Source organism: Mariniflexile aquimaris (genome assembly GCF_042676825.1).
Lineage (GTDB): Bacteria > Bacteroidota > Bacteroidia > Flavobacteriales > Flavobacteriaceae > Mariniflexile > Mariniflexile aquimaris.
Genome location: NZ_JBHTIB010000015.1, coordinates 253,146 through 276,160 on the forward strand (window position 1 = coordinate 253,146; position 23,015 = coordinate 276,160).

Here is a 23,015-nt window from a genome sequence, read left to right on the forward strand (position 1 = left end):
AAAAGTCAGAAACAATCAAGGTGATTGTTTCTGACTTTTATATCATTTATCAAAGAATCTAATTCCAGAAAATAGCGTACAATGCAGTTAAAATAAGTATTACTGCAAAGGCTCCGATGTTAAATACCGGACTGGTTTTAAACAGTTCTTTTGTGATTTCAATACCTTTTTTGTCGTCTGCACCTTTATGCTGCATATAACTAACTACGGCAATTACACCCATGGTTAGCAATAATGTATAACCCATTTGGTCCATAAAAGGAACATCAATAAACATAGGGCTTGTAGACCATCCTTTTGGAGCCACTTTAAAGTACATAGCAATTGGAATCGATACAATCGCTCCGATAATAGCGCCTTTGTTGGTGGTTTTTTTCCAGAATAATCCTAATAAGAATACCGCTAAAATACCTGGGCTCACAATTCCGGTATATTCTTGAATGAATTGAAATGCCTGATCTAAGTTTCCTAATAGAGGAGCCATTGTACAAGCAATTACCAATGCTACAGCAGCCGAAATTCTACCCATATTCACGGTACTTTTATCTGAAGCTGTTTTATTAATATATTGTTTGTAAATATCCATGGTGAAAATGGTTGAGGTAGAGTTTAGCATAGAAGCTAGCGATGATACAATTGCCGCTGCTAACGCTGCAAAAGCAACACCTTTTAAACCTGTTGGTAAAAACTGTAATAACCAAGGATATGCTCTGTCTGCTTGTTCTATAGATGGTAAGTTTTTAAGGCCTGCTTCACCTAATCTAGCCATAATTGCCGGATCATTTATCATAACGTAAGCAGCAATACCAGGAATTACAACAATTAAAGGAATTACTAATTTTAGGAATGCCGCCATTAAAATACCTTTTTGAGCTTCTTTTAACGATTTGGCAGCCAAAGTTCGTTGAATGATATATTGGTTGAAACCCCAGTAGTATAAATTGGCAACCCACATACCACCAACAAGTACAGCAATACCAGGTAAATTTTTGTATTCTGGGTTAGATTCGTCTAAAATCATGGCGAAACGATCTGGAACAGCATCGTACACCGTTTGTAACCCTGCAAAAACACCTTCGCCATTAGAAACGGTATTTAGTGCTAAATAAGTTGTTGCTAATCCACCTAATATTAAGAACACCACTTGAATAACATCTGTCCAAGCAACCGCCGATAATCCACCATAAAGCGAATAAGCTGCGGCAAACATGGCTAAGCCAATAATGCCATAAATTAGTGGAATGCCAATAATGGTTTCTAAGGCTAAAGCTCCTAAGTAAAGTACTGTAGTTAAGTTAACGAATACATATAAAGCAATCCAAAATACAGCTAAAATGGTTTTTAAATTTGTAGAGTAACGTTTTTCAACAAATTCTGGAATGGTATATAATCCTTTTTCAATAAAAATTGGTAGAAAGTATTTACCAACGATTATAAGCGTAATAGCCGCCATCCATTCATACGATGCAATTGCTAAACCTGAAGCAAAACCAGATCCAGACATGCCTATAAATTGTTCAGCAGATATATTTGCAGCAATAAGTGAAGCTCCAATAGCCCACCATGGTAGCGATTTACTAGCTAGAAAATAATCTTCAGCATTTTTCTCATGGCCTTTTTTGTCTCGAGATACCCAGAGGCCTACTCCTAAAATAAGAATTGCATAAGCAATGAAAATAAAATAATCCCAGAATTCGAAATTAGTTGTCATAATTATATTATTGGTTTAAAGTTGGTTAAAAGTATAATTACTTTTTGTTGTGTTACAATTGTTGAAATACTACATTTTATCATACAATAGTATTAAAATTACTTTAACTGACAATTAATTTTTGTTGCAAAAATTAGTATAAATGGTGTTTTCTGTATATCGTTTGGTTTATTTTAAGAGCAGAAGACATTTTAAGATAAAGGCTTTACATAATTTGTACTTTATGAAGACAAAAAGCAGGCGCAGCAATAAAGAGGAAATTACTTAAAATACCTTATCGATTTTAAACATATTAGTAAACAAGTATTGAAAAATTAACCTAACAAATCTAATTGACTAAATGATTTGTTTAAAATTGTTTTATCATCAACCGCCAACCATTTATCTAAAACCGTAGCATAGATTGATCTAAAATCTACGGTATATTTTATATCGCCATTACCATCTAATTCAAAAAGGTTTGGAGCTTCGTTATAAATCCCCGCAGTTTTTAAATGCTTTCCAACAATAAACACATTATTTGCAGCGCCATGGTCTGTTCCATTAGCCGCATTTTGTTTTACACGTCTTCCAAATTCAGAAAAGGTTAAAATTAAGGTGTCTTTAAACGTGTCGCTTTTTTCTAAATCACTCACAAATATTTCAATAGATTCAGCGTAAGTTTGAAGTAATTTGCTTTGTCTGTTTATTTGACCTGCATGGGTATCGAATCCACCCATTGAAACATAATATACTTTACTCTCAAGGTTAGAATTAATAAATTCTGCCGTAGTTTTTAATTGCTTGCCAAAAGGGTTGTTTGGATATTCAATGTTGCTGCTATATGTTTTGGTAGTTTCATAAATATATTTTGCAGAAGAATTTGCTTCAATCATTGTTTTGTATAAATAGCCAAGGTTGTGATCACTTAAATGCGCATCACTTTGATAGTTTAATACTTTTTTAAAGTAGGGCGTTTGATTATTTCTAAATAATATAGCAGGGTCTTTTGTAGCTATGCCATTTAGATGTTCTCCTTTCATGATAAGCGATAAGCTATCGTCTAATTCTATGCCGGCATGCGGAATTTTTCCATAAGTATCAATATATCTGCCTACCCATCCCGATGTTAGATACTCGTTGGATTCGCTCGCTGTTTGCCATATATCGGTCGATCTAAAATGCGACCGATTAGGGTTTGGGTAACCAACATTGTTAATGATAGATACATAACCTTTGTCGTATAAATTTTTTAATGGGGCTAAGTTTTCATTCAATCCCAACTCATCATTTAAAAGCAAAGTATTGCTTTTTTGAATGCCTAACTGTGGCCTGTTTTTATAGTAAATATCGTTTGTAAATGGAATAATAGTGTTTAAACCATCGTTTCCACCCGCCAATTGTATAATGACTAATTTCTTAAAACCGAGAGAGTTTAAAGCGACATTTTCAAAAGCTTTAACAAAACTAGGAACAAAAAATAAACTACTTGCCAGTGTGCTTTGTTTTAAAAATTTTCTTCTTTCCATAATTTAAATTTTAACAAAGTTGATATTCTGGAATTGACATGAGTTGAATGCAAAACTCTTGATTATTAGTGATTTTAAGGTTCGATAAAAACATATTGGTGTCTGCATCGATCGAAGAAACTAGCAACAATTCTTTTAATGCGTTAGTAGATAATTTACCATACTCTCTATTAAAATCTGCCCACGATTTGGTTATTTTAATATAAGATTGTCTGTTTTTTTGTGCATTGTAATACGTTTCAAAAGAATCTTCGAATTCGCCTTTTTCCTGCAAATTTATTACAGCATTGTTCAATAGTATAGAAGGTAATTTTAAACGCAGCATTAGCGTGTTGGAGTCTATCCAATTTTTATCGCCTTTCCATCCGGCAACATTTGCTGGGTTTAATAATATTTGACCCATTAATTTTTGTAAATACAATAATTGCCTTGGTTTTTGAAATTCAAAAGGAATTATTTGATGCATCCCCGCAAGAAGTTCTATGGGCGATTTTATTTTTACACCTATATTTTCTTCCTGGTAAAACCAATCCGAATTAAAAATATAGCGCATCAATTCTTCAATGTTATAATTTTTATAGAAAATACTTGTTAATTCTTCTAGTCTATTGGTATTAATTTCTGGGTTAATAAAGTAGCGGTAAATTTTGGCACAAATAAATCTGGCACATTGTTTTTGTTCTAAAATAATATCAATAACAGCATCGCCATCAAAATTACCGGTTTTACCCATAAATGTTTTTTCACCAAAATCATGTTGTCTTACACGCACATAAAAGTCGCCGTTTAGCTTGTTTGTCCAACCTGTAAAAGCTCGTGCCGCTTCTTTAATATCGTGCTCACTGTAATGGCCAATTCCTAACGTAAACAGCTCCATTAATTCTCGAGCAAAATTTTCGTTCGGACTTTGTTTTATATTTTGTTTATTGTTTAAATATTTACTCATGGAAGCCTCTTTGGCAATGGCTTTAACAAATTGCCTGAAGTCGCCTAAGGCATGTTGGCGTAAAGTGTTATTGTAGTGTTGAATGTGAAAAATATTAGTATCTCGGCAAACAAACACATTTGCCCAAAATAAGGTCATTTTTTCTGTTAAAACGGATTGCGGATTGTTTAATCGGTTAATCCATGCGATATTGAGTTCTTGAATCTTCTCACGACTCATTTTTTGTAAGGCCATCAAAGATTTCTTATCCAATAATAGCTTGCCGTTTTTAAAGTGTTCTAAGTATTGTTTTTTTAATTCAGAAAGTTTAATTTCGAGAGGCAGCACAGAATCTTTCTCCGAAAATAAATGGGAAACAACAGCGGTTTTAGATAATGATTTAAGTTTACTTAACTTATTATAACCTATTCCAAAACCAGCTCTTAAATATAAATGTTGAAGATGTTGTGTATTCATGGAAGCGAATTAAAGAACCTTATCTTTAAGACTTGAATAACACTAAAAGGTTTAATACCAGTTAATCTAAAGCATTTTTTGTAACATACCATCGCCAACCAATAATAGCCATTTGTAGTTTGCTGGCTTTTATTATATCTAAATTTTGTTTTGAATAACTAGGCAAAATGATTTTGTTAACTTTTGCTAAAATTTTGAAGATTTGCTTTTTCATCCGATGATTTTTAATTTTTGATGGTAAGTTGTAATTGTAATGTGCCAACCATTATCTTGGAGAGCGTAGTGGCTCGCTATAGCTCTTTCCGCTTTACAAAAATACTAAAGATAGTTTGATTTTTATTTTTAGAAAATGAATCTTAAATTTCTTGGTAATTTACACGGTGAATTACAGTAAGATATTAGGGCTGTTTTTGGTCTAAAGCATCAGGATTTACTTAAGAATTCAATATTTCTATTATTAAAATAAATATATGAACATAGTAATTAATTTGTGGAACAAAAAAAAAAGACTTCACAGGTTTCAAAAACCGATGAAGTCTTAAACTCTAAAGAGAAATCACTTCTTTTTAGTAGTTATTTCTACAACACCATGTTTAGCTTTGTCGCCGTATTTTTTTATCGCAGATTCGTCTTTTAAAACGTTTATAGATTCAATATTGTCTGAATTTAATTTGTCAACGTCCGCTTTTTTAACTTCTTTACCATCAATTTTATAGAGCGCTTCACCCGTTAGTTTAACAGTATATTTTGAAGAATCATTTTTAGAAGTAATTAAAATAACACCGTCTTTTCCTTTGATGCCGTGTAATTTTGTGGCTTTTTCGTCTTTTATTACTTCTACTTTTTCAATAGAATTGGGGTCAATAGCATCCATGTCTTCTTGATTTATTTCTTTTCCATCAAGAATAATTAAGGGTAAGTCCTTTTTCGTAGAAATGATTTTAATTTTGGTTTCTTTTGCTCCTTTCACATTAACACTTTCATCTTCATCATCTGTCAGGGTGATGTTTTCTTCTTTTCCGTTGGTTTTGATTCTGATTACTTTATGAATTTTTTTATCAGCTTCACCTTTTTTTATAATAATTTCTTCTGTTTCTAAATCCTCTTCAGCCTTATCAGATTTTAGTATAAATACTTTTTTTTCAGCATCGTTGTTAATTGTTTCGTGAGTTTCTCCGTCTTCCAATTCAAAAACCATACGCTTTTCTTTAGTAATAGCGCCACTGCCTATTGAAATGATGCCATCATGAATACTAATTTTAATGGGTTTAATAGTTTCGTCTCCCGCGATACTATAATTTGCGTTCGATTTTTTCGAGTTAACTTCAATGGTAATTGCAGAAATTTTATTATCAGCATTTCGTTGAATGCCTTTAAATTTCACTGTGTAACCATCAGCTTTTAATTTTAGTTTTAGATTTTCAAGGTCCTTATTGGTAAAATCTTTTGAAATTATGACTTCAATATGTTCGTTTGCATTTAAAGCATTTACAAGGTTGTTGGAAGTTGGCGAAATAATAATTTCTTTCGTATTGAAGCTCATTAAAAATAAGGCTAGCGCTGGAATTACCAGTGCAAACTTAATTTGATTGATTTGTTTTGATTTTGATTTGTGTAACATAATGATTCGTTTTTTGATTAATGAATTATAAAAATTATTACTTAACGCCAATTGATGAGTTGGCACGCTTGTTTTAAGTAAGGTATATTGATAGCTTTTTTTGCAGACGGTTTTGGTAGCAGCAATGTTGTCCGCAATAAATTCGAGGTTTTGCTTTAGGTCTTTATTGTAAAGCCATATAAACGGATTAAACCAAAGTGCAATACAGCTAAGGTGTGTTAATAAGATATCGAAAGAATGAATTTGATTAGCATGTACTTTTTCGTGGGTGATAATTTGGTCCAGTTCGGTGTCTGTAAATTGATCAGGGTTGTAAACAATCCACTTAAAAAATGAAAACGGGGATACCTTTTTGTTTGTTGTAATATAGGTAAAACAACCAATTTTCTCAGCTTTGTTTTTAAAAATCACCAGTGCTAAAGAGGTAAATTGAACTAGCAACCGTCCAGAAAAAAACACAACACCCAATCCGTAAACCAACGACAAATAATCTAAAATGTTAAATGGTTTTTCAATATTTTCAGTTATCGGGCTAGTCTCAAATACATAATTGGAAAAATCTAAAGGTGATGCTTCAACATAAATAGGAATCACTAAAAACGGTAACAAGAACGCAGTAACTAAACCCAGTAACAAAAACCATCGGTTTTGTTCAAAAAAAGTTTCCCGCTGCAAGAATATCTTATAGCTTAAATAAAAAATAGCTACAATAGCGCTTACTTTTAATAGATATTCCATGATTATTTATCTTTTTCAATTAAAGCAATTATTTCTTTCAATTCTTCAACACTAATTTTTTCTTCCTTAGCAAAAAAAGACACCACGTTTTTATACGAATTATTAAAATAATTGTCAATTGCCATAGTCATAAACCGTTTTTTATAGTCTTCCTTACTCACAATAGGGTAGTACTGGTGGGTTTTTCCATACGCCTTGTAACTAACATAACCTTTATCTTCCAAATTACGAATAATGGTAGATAAGGTATTATAATGCGGTTTATCATCTTTAATTTCTGCTAAAACATCTTTCACAAAAGCCTTTTCAAGCTTCCATAATATGTGCATAATTTCCTCTTCTTTGTTTGTTAACTTTTCCATATAAAAATTTTTTGGGCGTTACCACAAGGGTCGGGCTATTCGTTACAATCTTTTTGTTCGTGCCTCACAAAAAAGATTTTCACTACTATCCCTAACGCAAACAAACATATAACTATTTTTATAGTTATACAACTACATATATAGTTATTTAACTAAACTTTAAGTTTTCAATAAGGTTTTACGCAAAAAAAATAAAGACGCTTCAAGGCGTCTTTAAAATGGAAGTTTATATGTTAAGATTTATTATTTCGTAATTGCAATAATGGCGCCGTCTTTGGCTTTGTCACCATAAATACTCATGGCTGTTTTAGGTTTTAAATCATCAACTTCGGCGAGTTTATGTTCTTTAGATAATTTATCGAGCGTATTAAAATCCGACTCTTTACCATCAATTATTATAAGTTTGTTGGTCTCCGGATCGTCGTAAAATTTAAAGCCACCGTTGTTCAATTGTTGCTGTTGCATAAACTGCTGCATTTGCGCTCTCATTTTATCAAAATTCATGGAGGTTCCTCCAAAAAAAGAAGAATCGCCTTCTTCATTAAAAAAATCATTCAGGTTAAAGCCTCCAAACGAATTAAAATTTTGACCAATTATCGAATCGGTGTCAAAACTAAACGATGGCATCCTGCTACGGTTTAAAAAGGCAATGGATTCGTTTCCATTTTTGCCAGGTGTTATAAAAAGAATGCCGTCTTTTCTTCCAAAAGTAATTTCTGAAATGGGAACGTTGCTTGATATTTTACTGGTTGCCGAACCCGATTTTCCATCTTTAAGTTCAATTTTAAGACCAGTAAGTTCTGCTAAATCGTTGCGAGTAATATCGCTAAATTGTGCAGTAATGCCGTGGTCTTTTAGCATGCTTTTAATATCTTCAAAACCTTCTTTCGTAGTTTTTTTGTCAATGGTAACTACAACATTGTCATTAGTAATAGAAACTTCCGATAGGTTAGATTTATGAGCAAAACTTTTTAAAGTTACAAAGCATAAAGCCACAATCATAAATGCGCCTATGCCTATCTTTAGTACACTTTTTGGTTTCATAATTTTTAATGTATTTTTAATCGTCATATAAAATTATTACTTAAAAAGATTCATTAAAAAAGTTTAACGAAATTTTAAAATCAAGCGTGAAAGAAGTGTTAAAACGTATAATATGTTATGCCTGATACTATTAAGATTTTAAGATCTGGGTTTATGATTTAATAAAACTTTTAACTTTTAACTTCAAACCTTAAACTTTAATTTATCTTCGCAAAAAATTTTTTCATGAGTATTATTTTAGTTGTTTTAGGTTTTACTTTATTGGTAGTAGGAGGAGAGTTTCTTGTAAGATCGTCGGTTGCATTATCATTTAAATTCAAAATTTCTAAAATGGTTATTGGTATGACGGTAGTCTCATTTGCTACCTCGGTTCCAGAACTTCTTGTAAGTCTTCAAGCCGCATTGTCTGGTTCGCCAGCCATTGCAATTAATAATGTGGTGGGTTCTAACATCGCTAATATTGGTTTGGTATTGGGTGTTACCGCCATGGTAGGGAGTATTCGCGTAGAGCCATCATTTTATAAATTGAATTGGCCCGTAATGATGGTTTTTTCTATTGTGGCTTACTATTTTATGAAAAATGACAATAAACTGAATGCCATTGAAGGTACTATTTTAGTTTTGGGACTTGTTGCGTTTTTAATGGTATTAATAAAAGGAAGCAAAAAAGACGCGGTTGTCGAAGAAGTTGATGATGCGTTAAGTACGGTGTCTAATTTTAAAATATTTATTTGGTTAGCTATTGGTGCAACATCCTTATATTTTGGAAGTGAATGGTTAGTAAAAGGCGCTAAAGAAATAGCCTTGGCAATTGGTGTAAGCGAAGCGGTGATTGGTGTTTCTCTAATTGCGATAGGAACCAGTGTTCCAGAATTGGCAGCATCGGTTATTGCTGCAGCAAAACAAGAAAAAGCCATTTCTTTAGGGAATTTAATTGGTTCAAATATTTTCAATATTGCTTCGGTATTAGGTTTAACTGCCGTTATAAAACCCATACCAGTTACAGAACCCTTAATTCTGACGCGTGATATTTTCTGGATGTTAGGATTTGCCTTTGTTTTAATTCCGTTAATATTTATTGGGAAAAAATATGAAATTAACAGAATGAAAGGCTTCGCTCTCGTGTTTGCCTATGGCATTTTTATGGTGATATTATTTACCCAAGGAACTTAAGCATAGGTGAATTTTTGAAATAAAAAAGGGTTTGCAATTTTGCAAACCCTTTTTTATTATGAACATTTTATTATAATTAAACCTTTGCAGATTTAACAGTTTTAATAATTCTTGCAGCAATTTTGTATGGATCTCCATTAGAAGCAGGACGTCTGTCTTCTAACCAACCTTTCCATCCTTTATTTACAGTAATTAAAGGAATACGAATTGAAGCTCCTCTATCAGATACACCATAAGAGAAATCGTGAATAGATGCTGTTTCATGTAATCCTGTTAAACGTTGATCGTTAAATTCACCGTAAACTTCAATGTGTTCTTTTACAACTGGACGGAATGCTTCACATATTTTTTCGTATGTTGCTTTGTCTCCACAAGTTCTTAAAGTTGAGTTTGAGAAGTTAGCATGCATACCAGATCCGTTCCAATCCATGTCTTTTCCAAGTGGTTTTGGATGGTATTCAATAAAGTAACCGTATTTTTCAGTTAATCTGTCTAGTAAATATCTAGCAATCCATAATTCATCACCAGCTAATTTTGCTCCTTTAGCAAACAATTGGAATTCCCATTGTCCACAAGCAACCTCTTGGTTTATACCTTCAAAATTTAATCCAGCTTTAATACATAAATCTGCATGCTCTTCAACTAAGTCTCTACCATGCGTATTTAATCCACCAACAGAACAGTAGTACATACCTTGTGGTTTTGGATATCCACCAACAGGGAATCCTAAAGGTAACTGAGTTGCAGTGTCCATGATAAAATATTCTTGTTCAAAACCAAACCAGAAATCATCATTATCATCATCAATAGTTGCTCTACCATTAGAAACATGAGGCGTTCCATCTGCATTGTAAACTTCAGTCATAACTAAGTAACCATTGATACGCTCTGGATCTGGATAAATAGCTACAGGAACTAATAAACAGTCAGACGATCCACCTTCAGCTTGTTTTGTTGAAGATCCATCAAAAGACCAGTTTCCTATCTCTTCTAGTGTTCCTTTAAAGTTTTCGTGCTCTTCTACTTTGGTTTTGCTTCTCATGTTCTGAGTCGGGAAATAACCGTCTAACCAAATGTATTCTAATTTAATTTTTGCCATAATAAAAAATATTTTATGAAATGAGAATTTATAAATGTTTCAACAAATATATATTTTTATTAATACACTTCGTATCTATAGGGGGTATTTTAATAAAAGTGTGAGTTATTTTTATTTATCCCCCATTTTTTCAGGACATCTATTAAAAAAAGTATAGTTTTTTATATAAATACTGAAAAAATGTTAATTGAAAAATAAATCATTATCGACGCGATATCATTACTTTTGTAATAAATTTATCTATTATGATTATTTTTGTAACTGAATTTATTTAAAATAATTACTGCAAATGTCTACACTTCGATTTTACGCCATTAAAGAATCTTCAGCAAATAAGCCAATAGTTGTTGAAGAAAAAGAACGACGCTCCGATTTGTTTGGGAAAAACGTTTTTAACGAAAATACCATGCGCCAATATTTAACAAAAGATGCTTTTGTTGGAGTTATGAATGCCATACAATATGGAAAGAAAATAGATAGGAGTATAGCAGACCAAGTTGCTTCGTCTATGAAAGATTGGGCTTTATCTAAAGGTGTTACACACTATACGCATTGGTTTCAACCGTTAACCGGAACGACTGCCGAAAAACATGATGCTTTTTTTGAAACAGTAGGTAATGGTATGGCGATTGAAAAATTTGGAGGTAGCCAATTAGTGCAACAAGAGCCTGATGCCTCTAGTTTTCCAAGTGGTGGTATTAGAAATACATTTGAAGCCAGAGGATATACGGCCTGGGATCCGACATCACCAGCCTTTATTTATGGCACAACACTTTGTATTCCCACTATTTTTGTGGCTTATACGGGTGAAGCATTAGACTATAAAACGCCTTTGTTAAGAGCGCTAAATGCTGTTGATAATGCGGCAACCGATGTATGTAAATATTTCGATAAGAATGTAAAAAAAGTAACCTCGTCTTTAGGCTGGGAACAGGAATATTTTTTAATAGACAGATTGTTGGCAGCCAGTAGACCAGATATTACCTTAACAGGAAGAACCTTATTAGGGCATTCGTCTGCCAAAGGTCAGCAGTTAGACGATCATTATTTTGGTTCGATTCCTAGTCGTGCATTAAATTTTATGCGCGAATTAGAAAATGAATGTATGCTTTTAGGCATACCCGTTAAAACACGACATAACGAGGTGGCGCCTAATCAATTTGAATTGGCGCCTATTTATGAAGAAGCAAATTTGGCTGTAGACCACAATTCCTTATTAATGGATGTTATGGGGCGTGTGGCTTCTCGTCATAATTTTAAAGTATTGTTACACGAAAAACCGTTTGCAGGCATCAACGGTTCTGGTAAACATAATAATTGGTCGCTTTCCACAGATACTGGGGTTAATCTGTTATCACCTGGTAAAACACCTATGAGTAATCTTCAGTTTTTAACCTTCTTTATTAATACGATAAAAGCGGTTCATGAAAATGAAGAATTACTAAGAGCCTCTATTGCATCGGCAAGTAACGACCATCGTTTAGGAGCCAATGAAGCACCTCCAGCTATCATGTCGGTATTTATTGGCGAACAGCTCACAAAAGTTTTAGAGGAATTAGAGGGTGTTACCAAAGGGAAGTTATCGCCAGAAGAAAAAACAGAGCTTAAATTAAATGTGGTGGGTAAAATTCCTGATGTATTGTTAGATAATACCGACAGAAACAGAACTTCACCATTTGCATTTACTGGAAATAAGTTCGAGTTTAGAGCGGTGGGTTCTATGGCTAATTGTGGTAATCCAATGACGGTTCTAAATACTATTGTTGCTAAACAATTAATAGATTTTAAAAAGGAAGTAGATCTTTTAATTGATAAAAAAGATTTAAAAAAGGACGAGGCTGTTTTTAATGTGCTTCGCGAATATATAAAAGCAACCAAGGCTATTCGTTTTGAAGGCAATGGCTATGGAAAAGAATGGGAAGCGGAAGCTAAAAAGCGAGGTTTAAGTAATAATAAAACCACGCCAGAAGCTTTAAAAGCAAAAATTTCAAAAAAATCAATTGCGTTGTTTGAGGAAATGAATGTAATGAGTAAAATTGAATCTGTATCGCGGTATGAAATTGAAATGGAAGCTTATATTATGCATATTCAAATAGAAGGAAGAGTTTTAGGCGATATCGCGCGTAATCATATTGTACCGACAGCAGTAAAATATCAGAATATGCTAATAGAAAATGTAAAAGGTTTAAAAGAAATTTTCGAAGAAAAATTCAGAACTGTTGCACAGGAGCAAATAAGTTTAATCGAAGAAATATCTAGTCATATTGAAAACATTAATGCGAATGTAACAAAAATGACTAACGAACGAAGAAAGGCAAATGTTATTGAAGATGTAGAAAAGAAAGCTATGGCCTATTGTAATAATGTGAAACCTTTTTTCGATGAAATTAGAAAACACTGTGATAAATTAGAATTGCTTGTAGATGACGAAATTTGGCCATTAACCAAATATAGAGAGTTGCTTTTTACACGTTAATATGTATAAATTCAAAATCCCGTCCTAAAAAGCGGGATTTTTTAATTCAAAAAATTAAATTTGCACCTCAATACACTATTATGAGTCAAGAAGTTTCCAAACGTTACGCGCAGCGAGGTGTTTCGGCATCAAAAGAAGATGTTCACAATGCCATTAAAAACATCGATAAGGGATTATTTCCTAAAGCATTCTGCAAAATAGTACCAGATTATTTAACGAACGACGATGATTATTGTTTAATCATGCATGCAGATGGGGCGGGAACAAAATCGTCGCTTGCCTATATGTATTGGAAAGAAACGGGCGATATTTCTGTTTGGAAAGGCATTGCACAAGATGCCTTAATTATGAATATTGACGATTTATTATGTGTTGGTGCTACCAATAATATCATGTTGTCTTCAACCATTGGTAGAAATAAAAACCTTATTCCTGGTGAAATACTTTCGGCCATCATTAATGGAACTGAAGAATTAATTTCTGAATTAAATAATTTCGGAGTTACAATTCATTCAACTGGAGGAGAAACGGCTGATGTTGGCGATTTAGTTCGTACTATCATTGTTGATTCTACAGTAGTTGCGAGAATGAAACGCAGCGATGTAATTGATAATGCCAATATAAAAGCAGGTGATGTTATTGTTGGTTTAGAAAGTTTTGGGCAAGCTACTTACGAAAAAGAATATAACGGCGGAATGGGGAGTAATGGTTTGACTTCTGCGAGGCATGATGTGTTTAATATCTACTTAGCCGAAAAATTCCCAGAAAGTTTTGATCCTGCTGTGCCTGAAGATTTAGTGTATTCCGGTGCAATTAAATTAACCGATGCTGTAAAAGATTCCCCGATAAATGCAGGTAAACTGGTATTATCTCCTACGCGTACTTATGCGCCAATAATTAAAGAGATTTTGTCAAAATACAATAGCAATTCCATTCATGGAATGGTGCATTGCTCTGGTGGTGCGCAAACAAAAATTCTTCATTTTATTGAAGAGTTTCACATTATAAAAGATAATATGTTCGATGTTCCGCCACTGTTTAAGTTAATTCAGGAACAATCTAAAACAGATTGGAAAGAGATGTATCAGGTTTTTAACTGCGGACACAGAATGGAGTTATACGTAACGCCAGAAGTAGCAGAAGACCTGATTAAAATATCAAAATCTTTTAACGTCGATGCTAAAATTATAGGTCGCGTTGAGGCATCAAAAACCAAAAAGCTTACAATAAAAAGCGAATTCGGGGAGTTTACCTATTAAATGGCCTTTTTTTTCATTAAAACGGAATGGTTATTGATGAAATTGATGATTTGTTAAAACCAAGTTTACACTATTATGAAGCATTTTTTGATACTATTTTTTTGTTTATTCATTCAATCCATATATGCTCAACCAGATTCGTTGTTCTTAAAAACTAAAGTAAAATATGATGGTCCGGAATGGGTGCGAAAAAATAAAGCATCAGTAAACCTAAGTGAAGTGGCCTTTGTTAATTGGAATGCCGGTGGTACAAATTCTATTTCAGGATTAATAGGAATGGAATCTTCAGCAAACTATACCGATAAGTTTTTTTCTTGGAGGAATAATGCTAAAATGAAGTATGGGGTTAATAAGCAGGAAGATAGGGAGTTGCGAAAAACAGATGACTTGTTCGAACTTAATTCAGATATTGGTTTTAAGCCAGACAGCGTAACAAACTGGTATTATTCGGCAAAGCTAAATTTTAAAACACAATTGGGTAATGGTTATTCGTACCCCAATACTGATAATCCCATTTCTAGATTTATGGCGCCTGGATATTTATTCTTTGGTGGCGGTATGGAATATGGAAAAAACATTGAAAAGCTGTCTTTTTACTTCTCGCCCTTAACCCTAAAAGCAACATTTGTCTTTGACGACGATTTGGCAAATGCCGGAAAATTTGGTGTTACCCCTGCGGTTTACGATACCAATGGTAATATATTGGTTCCCGGAGAGAATGTACGAAGAGAGTTAGGGTTTCTTATAAATAATACTTACGAAATGGAGTTGGCTACCAATATAAAGGTAAAACAACAAGTAAGTTTATACTCCGATTACATTAATAATTTTGGTAATGTAGATGTGAATTGGAGACTCGATTTCGATTTTAAAGTGAATAGTTTTGTAAAAGCAACACTAGGCTCTCATTTAATTTATGATGATGATGTAAAAACTACCAAACCTTCAGCTGTTGAAGGAGAACTTGATGAAGCAGGTGCTAAAGTGCAGTGGAAGCAGTTTTTAGGTATAGGTTTTGCGGTCGATTTTTGATAAATCACTTTTAACACTTCAATAAAAAATTTGTTAACTTTTTATTGTTAATAAATAATTAAAATACTGATAATCAACACATAAGGTTTATTTCTCTGTAAACTTTATGATTTTTATCATGTTCCATGTTGCATTTTTTTTGTTATTTTACACTTCTTTCTAAATAACCTAAATTAAAAACAACAATGGATCTAAATGTCACCAAAACACCTCTCAAAACCTATTCTCAAGAAGAAGCTTTTAACGCTTCATTAGAATATTTTAACCAAGATGATCTTGCTGCGCGTGTATGGCTTAATAAATACGCATTAAAAGATTCTCAAGGCAATATTTACGAGTTAACCCCCAACGATATGCATCGTCGTATTGCAAAAGAGTTGGCAAGAGTTGAGAAAAAATATGCAAATCCTTTATCAGAAGATGACATTTTTAATTTAATCAAAGATTTTAAATACATTGTACCACAAGGAAGCCCAATGGCAGGTATTGGAAATCCATATCAAATAGCGTCACTTTCAAATTGTTTTGTTATCGGTAATTCAGGAAATTCCGATTCTTACGGAGGTGTCATGAAAATAGATCAGGAACAAGTGCAACTCATGAAGCGTCGTGGAGGTGTGGGTCACGATTTATCGCACATTCGCCCTAAAGGATCGGCGGTAAATAATTCTGCGTTGACTTCTACCGGTATTGTACCGTTTATGGAACGTTATTCAAATTCTACAAGAGAGGTTGCTCAAGATGGTAGAAGAGGTGCTCTTATGTTATCGGTGTCAATAAATCACCCAGATTCAGAAGATTTTATTAACGCTAAGTTAGAACAAGGAAAAGTTACGGGTGCCAATGTATCGGTTAGAATTGATGATATGTTTATGGAAGCCGTTAAAAATGGGACAGAATACACTCAGAAATATCCGATTTTCAGTAATGAGCCTAAGGTGTCAAGAACAATTGATGCGATCTCATTATGGAAAAAAATTGTACACAACGCTTGGAAATCTGCCGAACCAGGTATTTTATTTTGGGACACCATTATAAGAGAATCGGTTCCAGATTGTTATGCCGATTTAGGGTATAAAACGGTTTCAACAAATCCATGTGGTGAAATCCCGCTTTGTCCTTACGATTCTTGTCGTTTGTTGGCAATTAATTTGTTTTCGTATGTAGAAAATCCGTTTACAAAAGAAGCTAGTTTTAATTTCGAATTGTTTAAGAAACATGTTGCTGCAGCACAACGCATCATGGACGATATTATAGATTTGGAACTTGAAAAAATCGATAATATTTTACGAAAAATAGATGAAGATCCAGAGTTAGATGAAGTAAAAGCTACCGAACGTAATTTATGGGTTAACATTCAAAGAAAAGCACAAGAGGGCAGAAGAACAGGTATTGGCATTACTGCCGAAGGCGATATGTTAGCGGCATTAGGTATTAAATATGGCAGTGAAGATGGTAACGCATTTTCATTAGAAGTACATAAAACAATCGCTATTGAAGCGTACAGAGGTTCTGTTCATTTGGCTAAAGAACGTGGTCCATTTTCAGTTTTTGATGCTGAAAGAGAAAAGAATAATCCGTTTATTAACCGTTTAAAAGATGCCGATAGTAAACTTTATTACGAAATGTTGGAGTATGGAAGACGTAACATCGCCTTACTTACAATTGCTCCAACAGGTACCACTAGTTTAATGACGCAAACTACCTCTGGGATAGAGCCAGTATTTTTGCCAGTTTACAAGCGTAGAAGAAAAGTAAATCCAAACGACAAAGAAGCCCGTGTAGATTTTGTTGATGAGGTTGGTGATTCTTGGGAAGAATACGTGGTTTTCCATCATCGATTTAAACAATGGATGGAAGTAAATGGTTTTGATACAACTAAAAATTACTCTCAAAAAGAAATTGATAAATTAATTAAAAAATCACCGTATCACAAAGCAACCTCTAATGATGTTGATTGGATGAGTAAAGTGAGTATGCAAGGCGCTATACAGAAATGGGTAGACCATTCTATAAGCGTAACTATTAATTTACCAAGTGATGCTACCGAAGAATTAGTTGGCTCATTATATCTAAAAGCATGGGAAGTTGGTTGTAAAGGTGTGACAGTGTATAGAGATGGGTCGCGTTCTGGAGTGTTACTGGCTAACGATGATAAAGAGGATAAAAACCAAGACATATTAACGTCGTTTCCTAAAAAACGTCCTGAAACTTTAGAAGCCGATGTGGTGCGATTCCAAAATAACAAAGAAAAATGGATTGCTTTTATAGGCTTAATTGACGGTAAACCGTACGAGATTTTTACGGGATTAGCCGATGATGAAGATGGTATTTTAATTCCGCGTTGGGTAAACGAAGGTGTGATTATTAAAAATAGAAATGAAGATGGTAGCTCGCGCTACGATTTTCAATATAAAAACACCCGAGGCTATAAAACTACTATTGAAGGTTTGTCTCATAAGTTTAATCCAGAATTCTGGAATTACGCCAAGCTTATATCTAGTACACTGCGTCATGGTATGCCTATCGATAAAATTGTCGATTTAATTAACAGTTTGCAGCTTGATAGCGCTTCTATTAATTCTTGGAAAAATGGCGTTGGTCGCGCATTAAAGCGTTATGTAGAAGATGGCACCCAAGCCAAGGGGCAAAAGTGTGATAACTGTAAATCTGAAAATTTAATTTATCAAGAAGGCTGCTTAACTTGTAAAGACTGCGGTTCTTCTAAATGTGGATAAAAAGTTCTTGAAATACATTAAAAAGGAAGCTGATTTTGAATTGGCTTCCTTTTTTTTATTTACTTAAGTTTTTTATTTAACTGTGAATTATTCTTTACTTAGTAGGAATTACTTGTTGAATAGTGCCGTCTTCATTGTAATATAGTTTATCGAAACATATGGATCTGCGAAATGGGTGCGGACTACCTTCATGACCCCATCCAAATTTTTCCTCTAGTTCAGGGTGGTTTCTATAATATAAGTCCGAATTGTGGTAAAACATATACCATTGCCCTTTGTATTCAGTTATAGAATGATGATTGGTGCCGCTATTCATCTTTTCTAAAATTACACCTTTATATTCAAAAGGTCCTAAAGGATTATCAGACATGCAATATTTTATCTCACCACTTGTTCCAACATATGAGAAATAATAGTTCCCTTTGTGTTTATGCATCCACGAAGCTTCAAAAAAATCATCGGTTCCTTCCAAAAGGTGAACTATACCGTCGTATGAAATCATATCTTTATTCAGCTTAATGGTATTTACAACCAACTGACCCATATATAAATAAGCTTGTCCGTCATCGTCGATAAATACGCCAGGGTCAATAAAATCTCTATTACAAACAACGCCATTGGTATCCATAGAAATAAGTGGTTTCCCAAGCGGGTCTACAAAAGGACCAGTTGATGTATCGCTTACGGCAACGCCTATATGAAATTGATCGGTTGGAAAATAGAAATAATACTTTCCGTTTGCTTGTATGCAGTCTGGTGCCCAGGCATATTTTTTGGCCCACTTCACATCTTTAATATCTAAGGCAACACCATGGTCGATCCAGTTTATCAGATCTGTGGTAGAATAAACGTGCCAATCTACCATATCAAACCAGTCGGCATCATCAGGGTCGTGCGAAGGGTAAACGTATAGTGTATCATTAAACACACGAGCCGAAGGGTCGGCAGTATACATGTGTGTAATAAACGGATTTTGAGGAAGGCGGTTATTTTTATTCATAATTTAGAAAAAAGCATTAAAATATTTCATTCATCTTTGTAAAATGGAGCTCAACTTCAATGATATATTATTGTTGTATTTTTTTGATTCAGAAATTGAACGAATTTAGCTGTTTTTTCATGCAAATTAAAAGCTTTGTTGTACAAATTTTTAATAGTGTATGGTTATGTAGTTTGTATTCAATGCCTGATAAGCTAATTAAAAATCAGATTTTATTACCTATACTTCCAGTATTAATAATTCATAAATTATCGTATTTTTGCACCACAATTTATAAAAGTACATGTTAGATAAATTACAAATAGTAAAACAACGTTTTGATGAGGTAAGTGATTTAATCATCCAACCGGATATTATGACCGACCAAAAGCGATACATTGCTTTAAACAAAGAATATAAAGATCTTAAGGTTCTTATTGATAAACGAGATGAATATATTGAAGTAACCAATAATTTAGCTGAAGCTGAACAGATTATTGCAGAAGGTGGAGATGCCGAAATGGTTGAAATGGCTAAAATGCAGTACGAAGAAGCTAAAGAACGGATACCGAAATTAGATGACGAAATTAAGTTTCTTTTAATTCCTAAAGACCCTGAAGATTCTAAGAACGCGGTAGTTGAGTTACGTGCAGGTACTGGAGGCGATGAAGCAAGTATTTTTGCTGGCGATTTATTTAGAATGTATTCCAAATACTGCGAAAGCAAAGGTTGGAAGGTAGATACTATCGATTTTAGTGAAGGTACTAATGGTGGTTTTAAAGAAATTCAGTTTGAAGTTACTGGTGAAGATGTGTATGGTACTTTAAAATTTGAAGCTGGTGTTCACAGGGTACAACGTGTGCCACAAACAGAAACACAAGGACGAGTGCATACGAGTGCTGCAACTGTGATGGTATTTCCAGAAGCTGAAGAGTTTGATGTTGAGGTGAATCCTAAAGATGTACGAATCGATTTTTTCTGTTCTTCGGGTCCAGGGGGGCAATCGGTAAATACAACCTATTCGGCAGTGCGTTTAACGCATATACCTACGGGCTTAGTAGCGCAATGTCAAGATCAAAAATCGCAACATAAAAATAAAGAGAAAGCCTTTAGAGTATTACGTTCGCGTTTATACGAAATGGAGTTAGCTAAAAAGAATGCAGAAGATGCTGCCAAACGTGGTACAATGGTTACTTCGGGCGATAGAAGTGCTAAAATTAGAACATATAATTATCCGCAAGGACGCGTAACCGACCATAGAATTGGTTTAACATTGTACGATTTATCAAATATCGTAAATGGCGATATTCAAAAAATTATAGACGAATTACAATTGGCTGAAAACACAGAAAAGTTAAAAGCGAATAGTGATGTGATTTAATTCTCATTCCTGCGAAGGCAGGAATCTTTTAAAATGAAAAACATAATTTTATACATTTCTATAATTTTTATTTTTTCATGTAAGCAGGTAAATTCTGAATCAAAGGAAGTTTCTGTTCATATAAATGAGGATGGTATTTCCGTTGAGAAGGATTCTGATAATTCTATAAGGTATAAAGTCACCAAAGAAGATTGTGTATTTGACCAAGAAACTCAAACGGATCAGTTTTTAAAAGGGATTAAAGAACTCGAAAATTATGTTTGGGATTCTGATACTAAAACGGCAGAAATTGTTTTAAACGATCATTGGGGGTTGACTATCAAAAGAGGTGGATGTAATCATTTTGAAATGTCTGCTTCATTTATTTATGATAGAATTTTAGATTTAGAAAAAGAAGAAGATAAACAAATTATTTTTAATCAAATACTCTGGATATCATCTCTGTTAGAAGATTTTGATGGAAATGCTTTAAAAGATGTTATCAATAAAGGAAAAGTATCTATAACTAAAGAGGATAACTTTAATTTTTACGTTAATTTTATGGATGAAAGATTGTATGAGCTTTACTTCATGAATTTTAATAATGAAAAAGTTACAACTTTTGCGATAGGGTATTATTATGATTAAAAAAACATTCATTATTCGTGGCAAAATAAAATATGACTACAACCCAACTAATCTCTGAGATCCAAAAAAAACAATCCTTTTTATGCATAGGGTTAGATGTAGATTTAAATAAAATTCCGCAGCATCTTTTAAAAGAAGAAGACCCAATTTTTGCTTTCAATAAAGCCGTTATTGATGCGACACATCATTTATGTGTTGCCTACAAACCTAATACGGCTTTTTATGAAGCTTATGGTATAAAAGGTTGGAAAGCCTTAGAAAAAACCATAAAGTATTTAAACGATAAGCATCCAGAAATTTTTACGATTGCCGACGCGAAACGAGGCGATATTGGTAACACAAGTACTATGTATGCCAAAGCATTTTTTGAAGATTTAGCCTTCGATTCGGTTACAGTGGCGCCTTATATGGGAAAAGATTCTGTAGAACCTTTTTTGGCTTTTGAAAATAAACACACCATTTTATTGGCATTAACCTCAAATCAAGGGGCGTTCGATTTTCAAACGAAGACTGTTGATGGCAAAGAATTGTACAAACAGGTGTTGGAGACTTCAAAAACGTGGAAAAACGCTCATAATTTGATGTATGTGGTTGGAGCCACCAAAGCAGAATATTTGGCAGATATTAGAAAAATAATTCCGGATAGTTTTTTATTAGTTCCGGGTGTTGGTGCGCAAGGAGGCAATTTACAGGAGGTTTGTAAGTATGGCATGAATACCAATGTTAGTTTACTTATAAATTCTTCAAGAGGTATAATTTACGCTTCTAATGGCGAAGATTTTGCCCAAGTAGCAGCGAGTAAAGCAAAGGAGCTTCAAGAAGAAATGCAGGTTATTCTAACTCAATAATAATAAATTTTGGCTCTTTTTAAAAGAGAACTCCATTAGCTGCTATATGAAAATTCACGACCAACTTAACAGAATTATTCATGTTGACGATACGCCTAAAAGAATTATTTCATTAGTGCCAAGTCAAACCGAATTATTGTGTGATTTAGGATTAGAAGAAGGTATTGTCGGCATTACAAAGTTTTGTATTCACCCAAAGCATTTAAAGAATAAAATTACCGTTGTAGGCGGTACGAAGCAAATTGATTTAAGTGAGATTATAAAGTTGCAGCCCGATATTATTCTGTGCAACAAAGAAGAAAACACAAAAGAAATTGTTGAAGCTTGCGAAGGCATTTGTACTGTACATGTTTCCGATATTTTTAATATTTCTGATAGTTTAGAAATGATTAAGCAATATGGCGCAATTTTTAATAAAGAAAAAGAAGCACTAATTATTACTCAGAATATAGAACAGGAGGCAAGTGCTTTTAATGATTTTATGCAAAACATGGAATCTAAAAAAGTAGCATATTTTCTTTGGAAAACGCCATGGATGGTAGCCGCAAATAATACGTTTATAAATTACCTTTTAAAGTTAAATAAATTTATAAACGCATATGAGGACAAGTCCCGTTATCCAGAAGTTGAATTAAATGCTTTAAAGCCCGATACATCTGTAGAGTTGGTTCTTTTGTCCAGCGAACCATATCCTTTTAAAACGAAGCATCAAAAGGAAATTCAGGTGTATTACCCGAATGCTAAAGTGTTGTTAGTCGATGGCGAATTTTTCTCCTGGTATGGCTCAAGACTCCTAAATGCTTTTAAATATTTTAAAAGCTTGCATTTAAATCTTCAGAATAATCAACCTGACTGATATCTTCAACAAAATTTGAAATTCTTTTTTCGAATTCTTTTAAACTGATTAACTTATTTAAATTGGGTTTAATTTTTCCAACTTTACAATGATGTGATGTCATACTTCTTTTTTATGTAAAGTACGTAAGTATGAAGGTTTTGGATGTGAATTAAAAGTTA

The 23,015-nt window shown here is 33.5% G+C and carries 18 protein-coding genes; 9 read left to right on the top strand and 9 right to left on the bottom strand.

Annotated features, from left to right (window positions below):
* Positions 1 to 58: 58 nt before the first annotated feature.
* The 7 genes from ACFQ0I_RS15170 to ACFQ0I_RS15200 form a co-directional block, all read right to left on the bottom strand.
* Complete coding sequence (locus ACFQ0I_RS15170; RefSeq protein WP_379943703.1) at positions 59 to 1,711, bottom strand: sodium/sugar symporter; 1,653 nt, start codon at positions 1,709 to 1,711, stop codon at positions 59 to 61.
* A gap of 314 nt (positions 1,712 to 2,025) precedes the next feature.
* Positions 2,026 to 3,219: a DUF1501 domain-containing protein gene (locus tag ACFQ0I_RS15175; RefSeq protein WP_379943705.1), complete on the bottom strand. Its 1,194-nt coding sequence runs from the start codon at positions 3,217 to 3,219 to the stop codon at positions 2,026 to 2,028.
* Between the two features lie 10 nt (positions 3,220 to 3,229).
* Positions 3,230 to 4,621 (bottom strand): DUF1800 domain-containing protein, encoded by a 1,392-nt coding sequence (locus ACFQ0I_RS15180; RefSeq protein WP_379943707.1) that lies wholly within the window; start codon positions 4,619 to 4,621, stop codon positions 3,230 to 3,232.
* Positions 4,622 to 4,682: 61 nt separating this feature from the next.
* Entirely contained in the window at positions 4,683 to 4,835 is a 153-nt protein-coding gene (locus ACFQ0I_RS15185; RefSeq protein WP_379943709.1) for an SsrA-binding protein, read from the bottom strand.
* A 342-nt stretch (positions 4,836 to 5,177) separates the two neighbouring features.
* A complete protein-coding gene (locus tag ACFQ0I_RS15190; protein ID WP_379943711.1) occupies positions 5,178 to 6,980 on the bottom strand; it encodes a M56 family metallopeptidase in 1,803 nt (600 codons plus the stop codon).
* Between the two features lie 2 nt (positions 6,981 to 6,982).
* Positions 6,983 to 7,342: a BlaI/MecI/CopY family transcriptional regulator gene (locus ACFQ0I_RS15195; RefSeq protein WP_379943713.1), complete on the bottom strand. Its 360-nt coding sequence runs from the start codon at positions 7,340 to 7,342 to the stop codon at positions 6,983 to 6,985.
* 243 nt (positions 7,343 to 7,585) lie between these two features.
* On the bottom strand, positions 7,586 to 8,386 hold the full coding sequence (locus tag ACFQ0I_RS15200) for a hypothetical protein (RefSeq protein WP_379943715.1): 801 nt from the start codon (positions 8,384 to 8,386) through the stop codon (positions 7,586 to 7,588).
* A gap of 225 nt (positions 8,387 to 8,611) precedes the next feature.
* On the opposite strand from ACFQ0I_RS15200, the gene ACFQ0I_RS15205 reads away from it, so the two are divergent.
* Positions 8,612 to 9,559 carry a calcium/sodium antiporter gene (locus ACFQ0I_RS15205; protein ID WP_379943717.1) on the top strand — a complete coding sequence of 316 codons (948 nt, stop codon included), beginning with the start codon at positions 8,612 to 8,614 and terminating at the stop codon, positions 9,557 to 9,559.
* Between the two features lie 76 nt (positions 9,560 to 9,635).
* On the opposite strand, the gene ACFQ0I_RS15210 is transcribed toward ACFQ0I_RS15205, so the two are convergent.
* Positions 9,636 to 10,658, bottom strand: coding sequence for a glutamine synthetase beta-grasp domain-containing protein (locus ACFQ0I_RS15210; protein ID WP_379943719.1), 1,023 nt, complete (start codon positions 10,656 to 10,658; stop codon positions 9,636 to 9,638).
* A 289-nt stretch (positions 10,659 to 10,947) separates the two neighbouring features.
* Between ACFQ0I_RS15210 and ACFQ0I_RS15215 the strand changes: the two genes are divergently transcribed.
* The 4 genes from ACFQ0I_RS15215 to ACFQ0I_RS15230 all read left to right on the top strand — a co-directional run bounded on the left by ACFQ0I_RS15215 (position 10,948) and on the right by ACFQ0I_RS15230 (position 18,163).
* A complete protein-coding gene (locus ACFQ0I_RS15215) occupies positions 10,948 to 13,134 on the top strand; it encodes a glutamine synthetase III family protein (RefSeq protein WP_379943721.1) in 2,187 nt (728 codons plus the stop codon).
* 80 nt (positions 13,135 to 13,214) lie between these two features.
* Positions 13,215 to 14,393 (top strand): AIR synthase related protein, encoded by a 1,179-nt coding sequence (locus ACFQ0I_RS15220; protein WP_379943723.1) that lies wholly within the window; start codon positions 13,215 to 13,217, stop codon positions 14,391 to 14,393.
* Positions 14,394 to 14,468: 75 nt separating this feature from the next.
* Entirely contained in the window at positions 14,469 to 15,425 is a 957-nt protein-coding gene (locus ACFQ0I_RS15225) for a DUF3078 domain-containing protein (protein ID WP_379943725.1), read from the top strand.
* Positions 15,426 to 15,610: 185 nt separating this feature from the next.
* Positions 15,611 to 18,163, top strand: coding sequence for an adenosylcobalamin-dependent ribonucleoside-diphosphate reductase (locus tag ACFQ0I_RS15230; protein ID WP_379943727.1), 2,553 nt, complete (start codon positions 15,611 to 15,613; stop codon positions 18,161 to 18,163).
* 94 nt (positions 18,164 to 18,257) lie between these two features.
* Here ACFQ0I_RS15230 and ACFQ0I_RS15235 read toward each other — a convergent pair whose 3' ends face one another.
* Positions 18,258 to 19,163, bottom strand: a complete 906-nt coding sequence (locus ACFQ0I_RS15235) for a family 43 glycosylhydrolase (RefSeq protein WP_379943729.1) — start codon at positions 19,161 to 19,163, stop codon at positions 18,258 to 18,260.
* Between the two features lie 283 nt (positions 19,164 to 19,446).
* Here ACFQ0I_RS15235 and prfA point away from each other — a divergent pair, with 283 nt between their 5' ends.
* Genes prfA through ACFQ0I_RS15255 form a run of 4 tightly spaced genes read left to right on the top strand, consistent with a single transcriptional unit; the run spans position 19,447 to position 22,854 of the window.
* Complete coding sequence (gene prfA, locus ACFQ0I_RS15240) at positions 19,447 to 20,523, top strand: peptide chain release factor 1 (protein WP_379943731.1); 1,077 nt, start codon at positions 19,447 to 19,449, stop codon at positions 20,521 to 20,523.
* 33 nt (positions 20,524 to 20,556) lie between these two features.
* On the top strand, positions 20,557 to 21,150 hold the full coding sequence (locus tag ACFQ0I_RS15245; RefSeq protein ID WP_379943733.1) for a hypothetical protein: 594 nt from the start codon (positions 20,557 to 20,559) through the stop codon (positions 21,148 to 21,150).
* A gap of 32 nt (positions 21,151 to 21,182) precedes the next feature.
* Positions 21,183 to 21,998 carry an orotidine-5'-phosphate decarboxylase gene (gene pyrF / locus ACFQ0I_RS15250; protein WP_379943735.1) on the top strand — a complete coding sequence of 272 codons (816 nt, stop codon included), beginning with the start codon at positions 21,183 to 21,185 and terminating at the stop codon, positions 21,996 to 21,998.
* Positions 21,999 to 22,044: 46 nt separating this feature from the next.
* The gene (locus ACFQ0I_RS15255; protein ID WP_379943737.1) at positions 22,045 to 22,854 is read left to right on the top strand and encodes an ABC transporter substrate-binding protein; all 810 of its coding nucleotides are present in this window, start codon (positions 22,045 to 22,047) and stop codon (positions 22,852 to 22,854) included.
* The last annotated feature ends 161 nt before the right edge of the window (positions 22,855 to 23,015 follow it).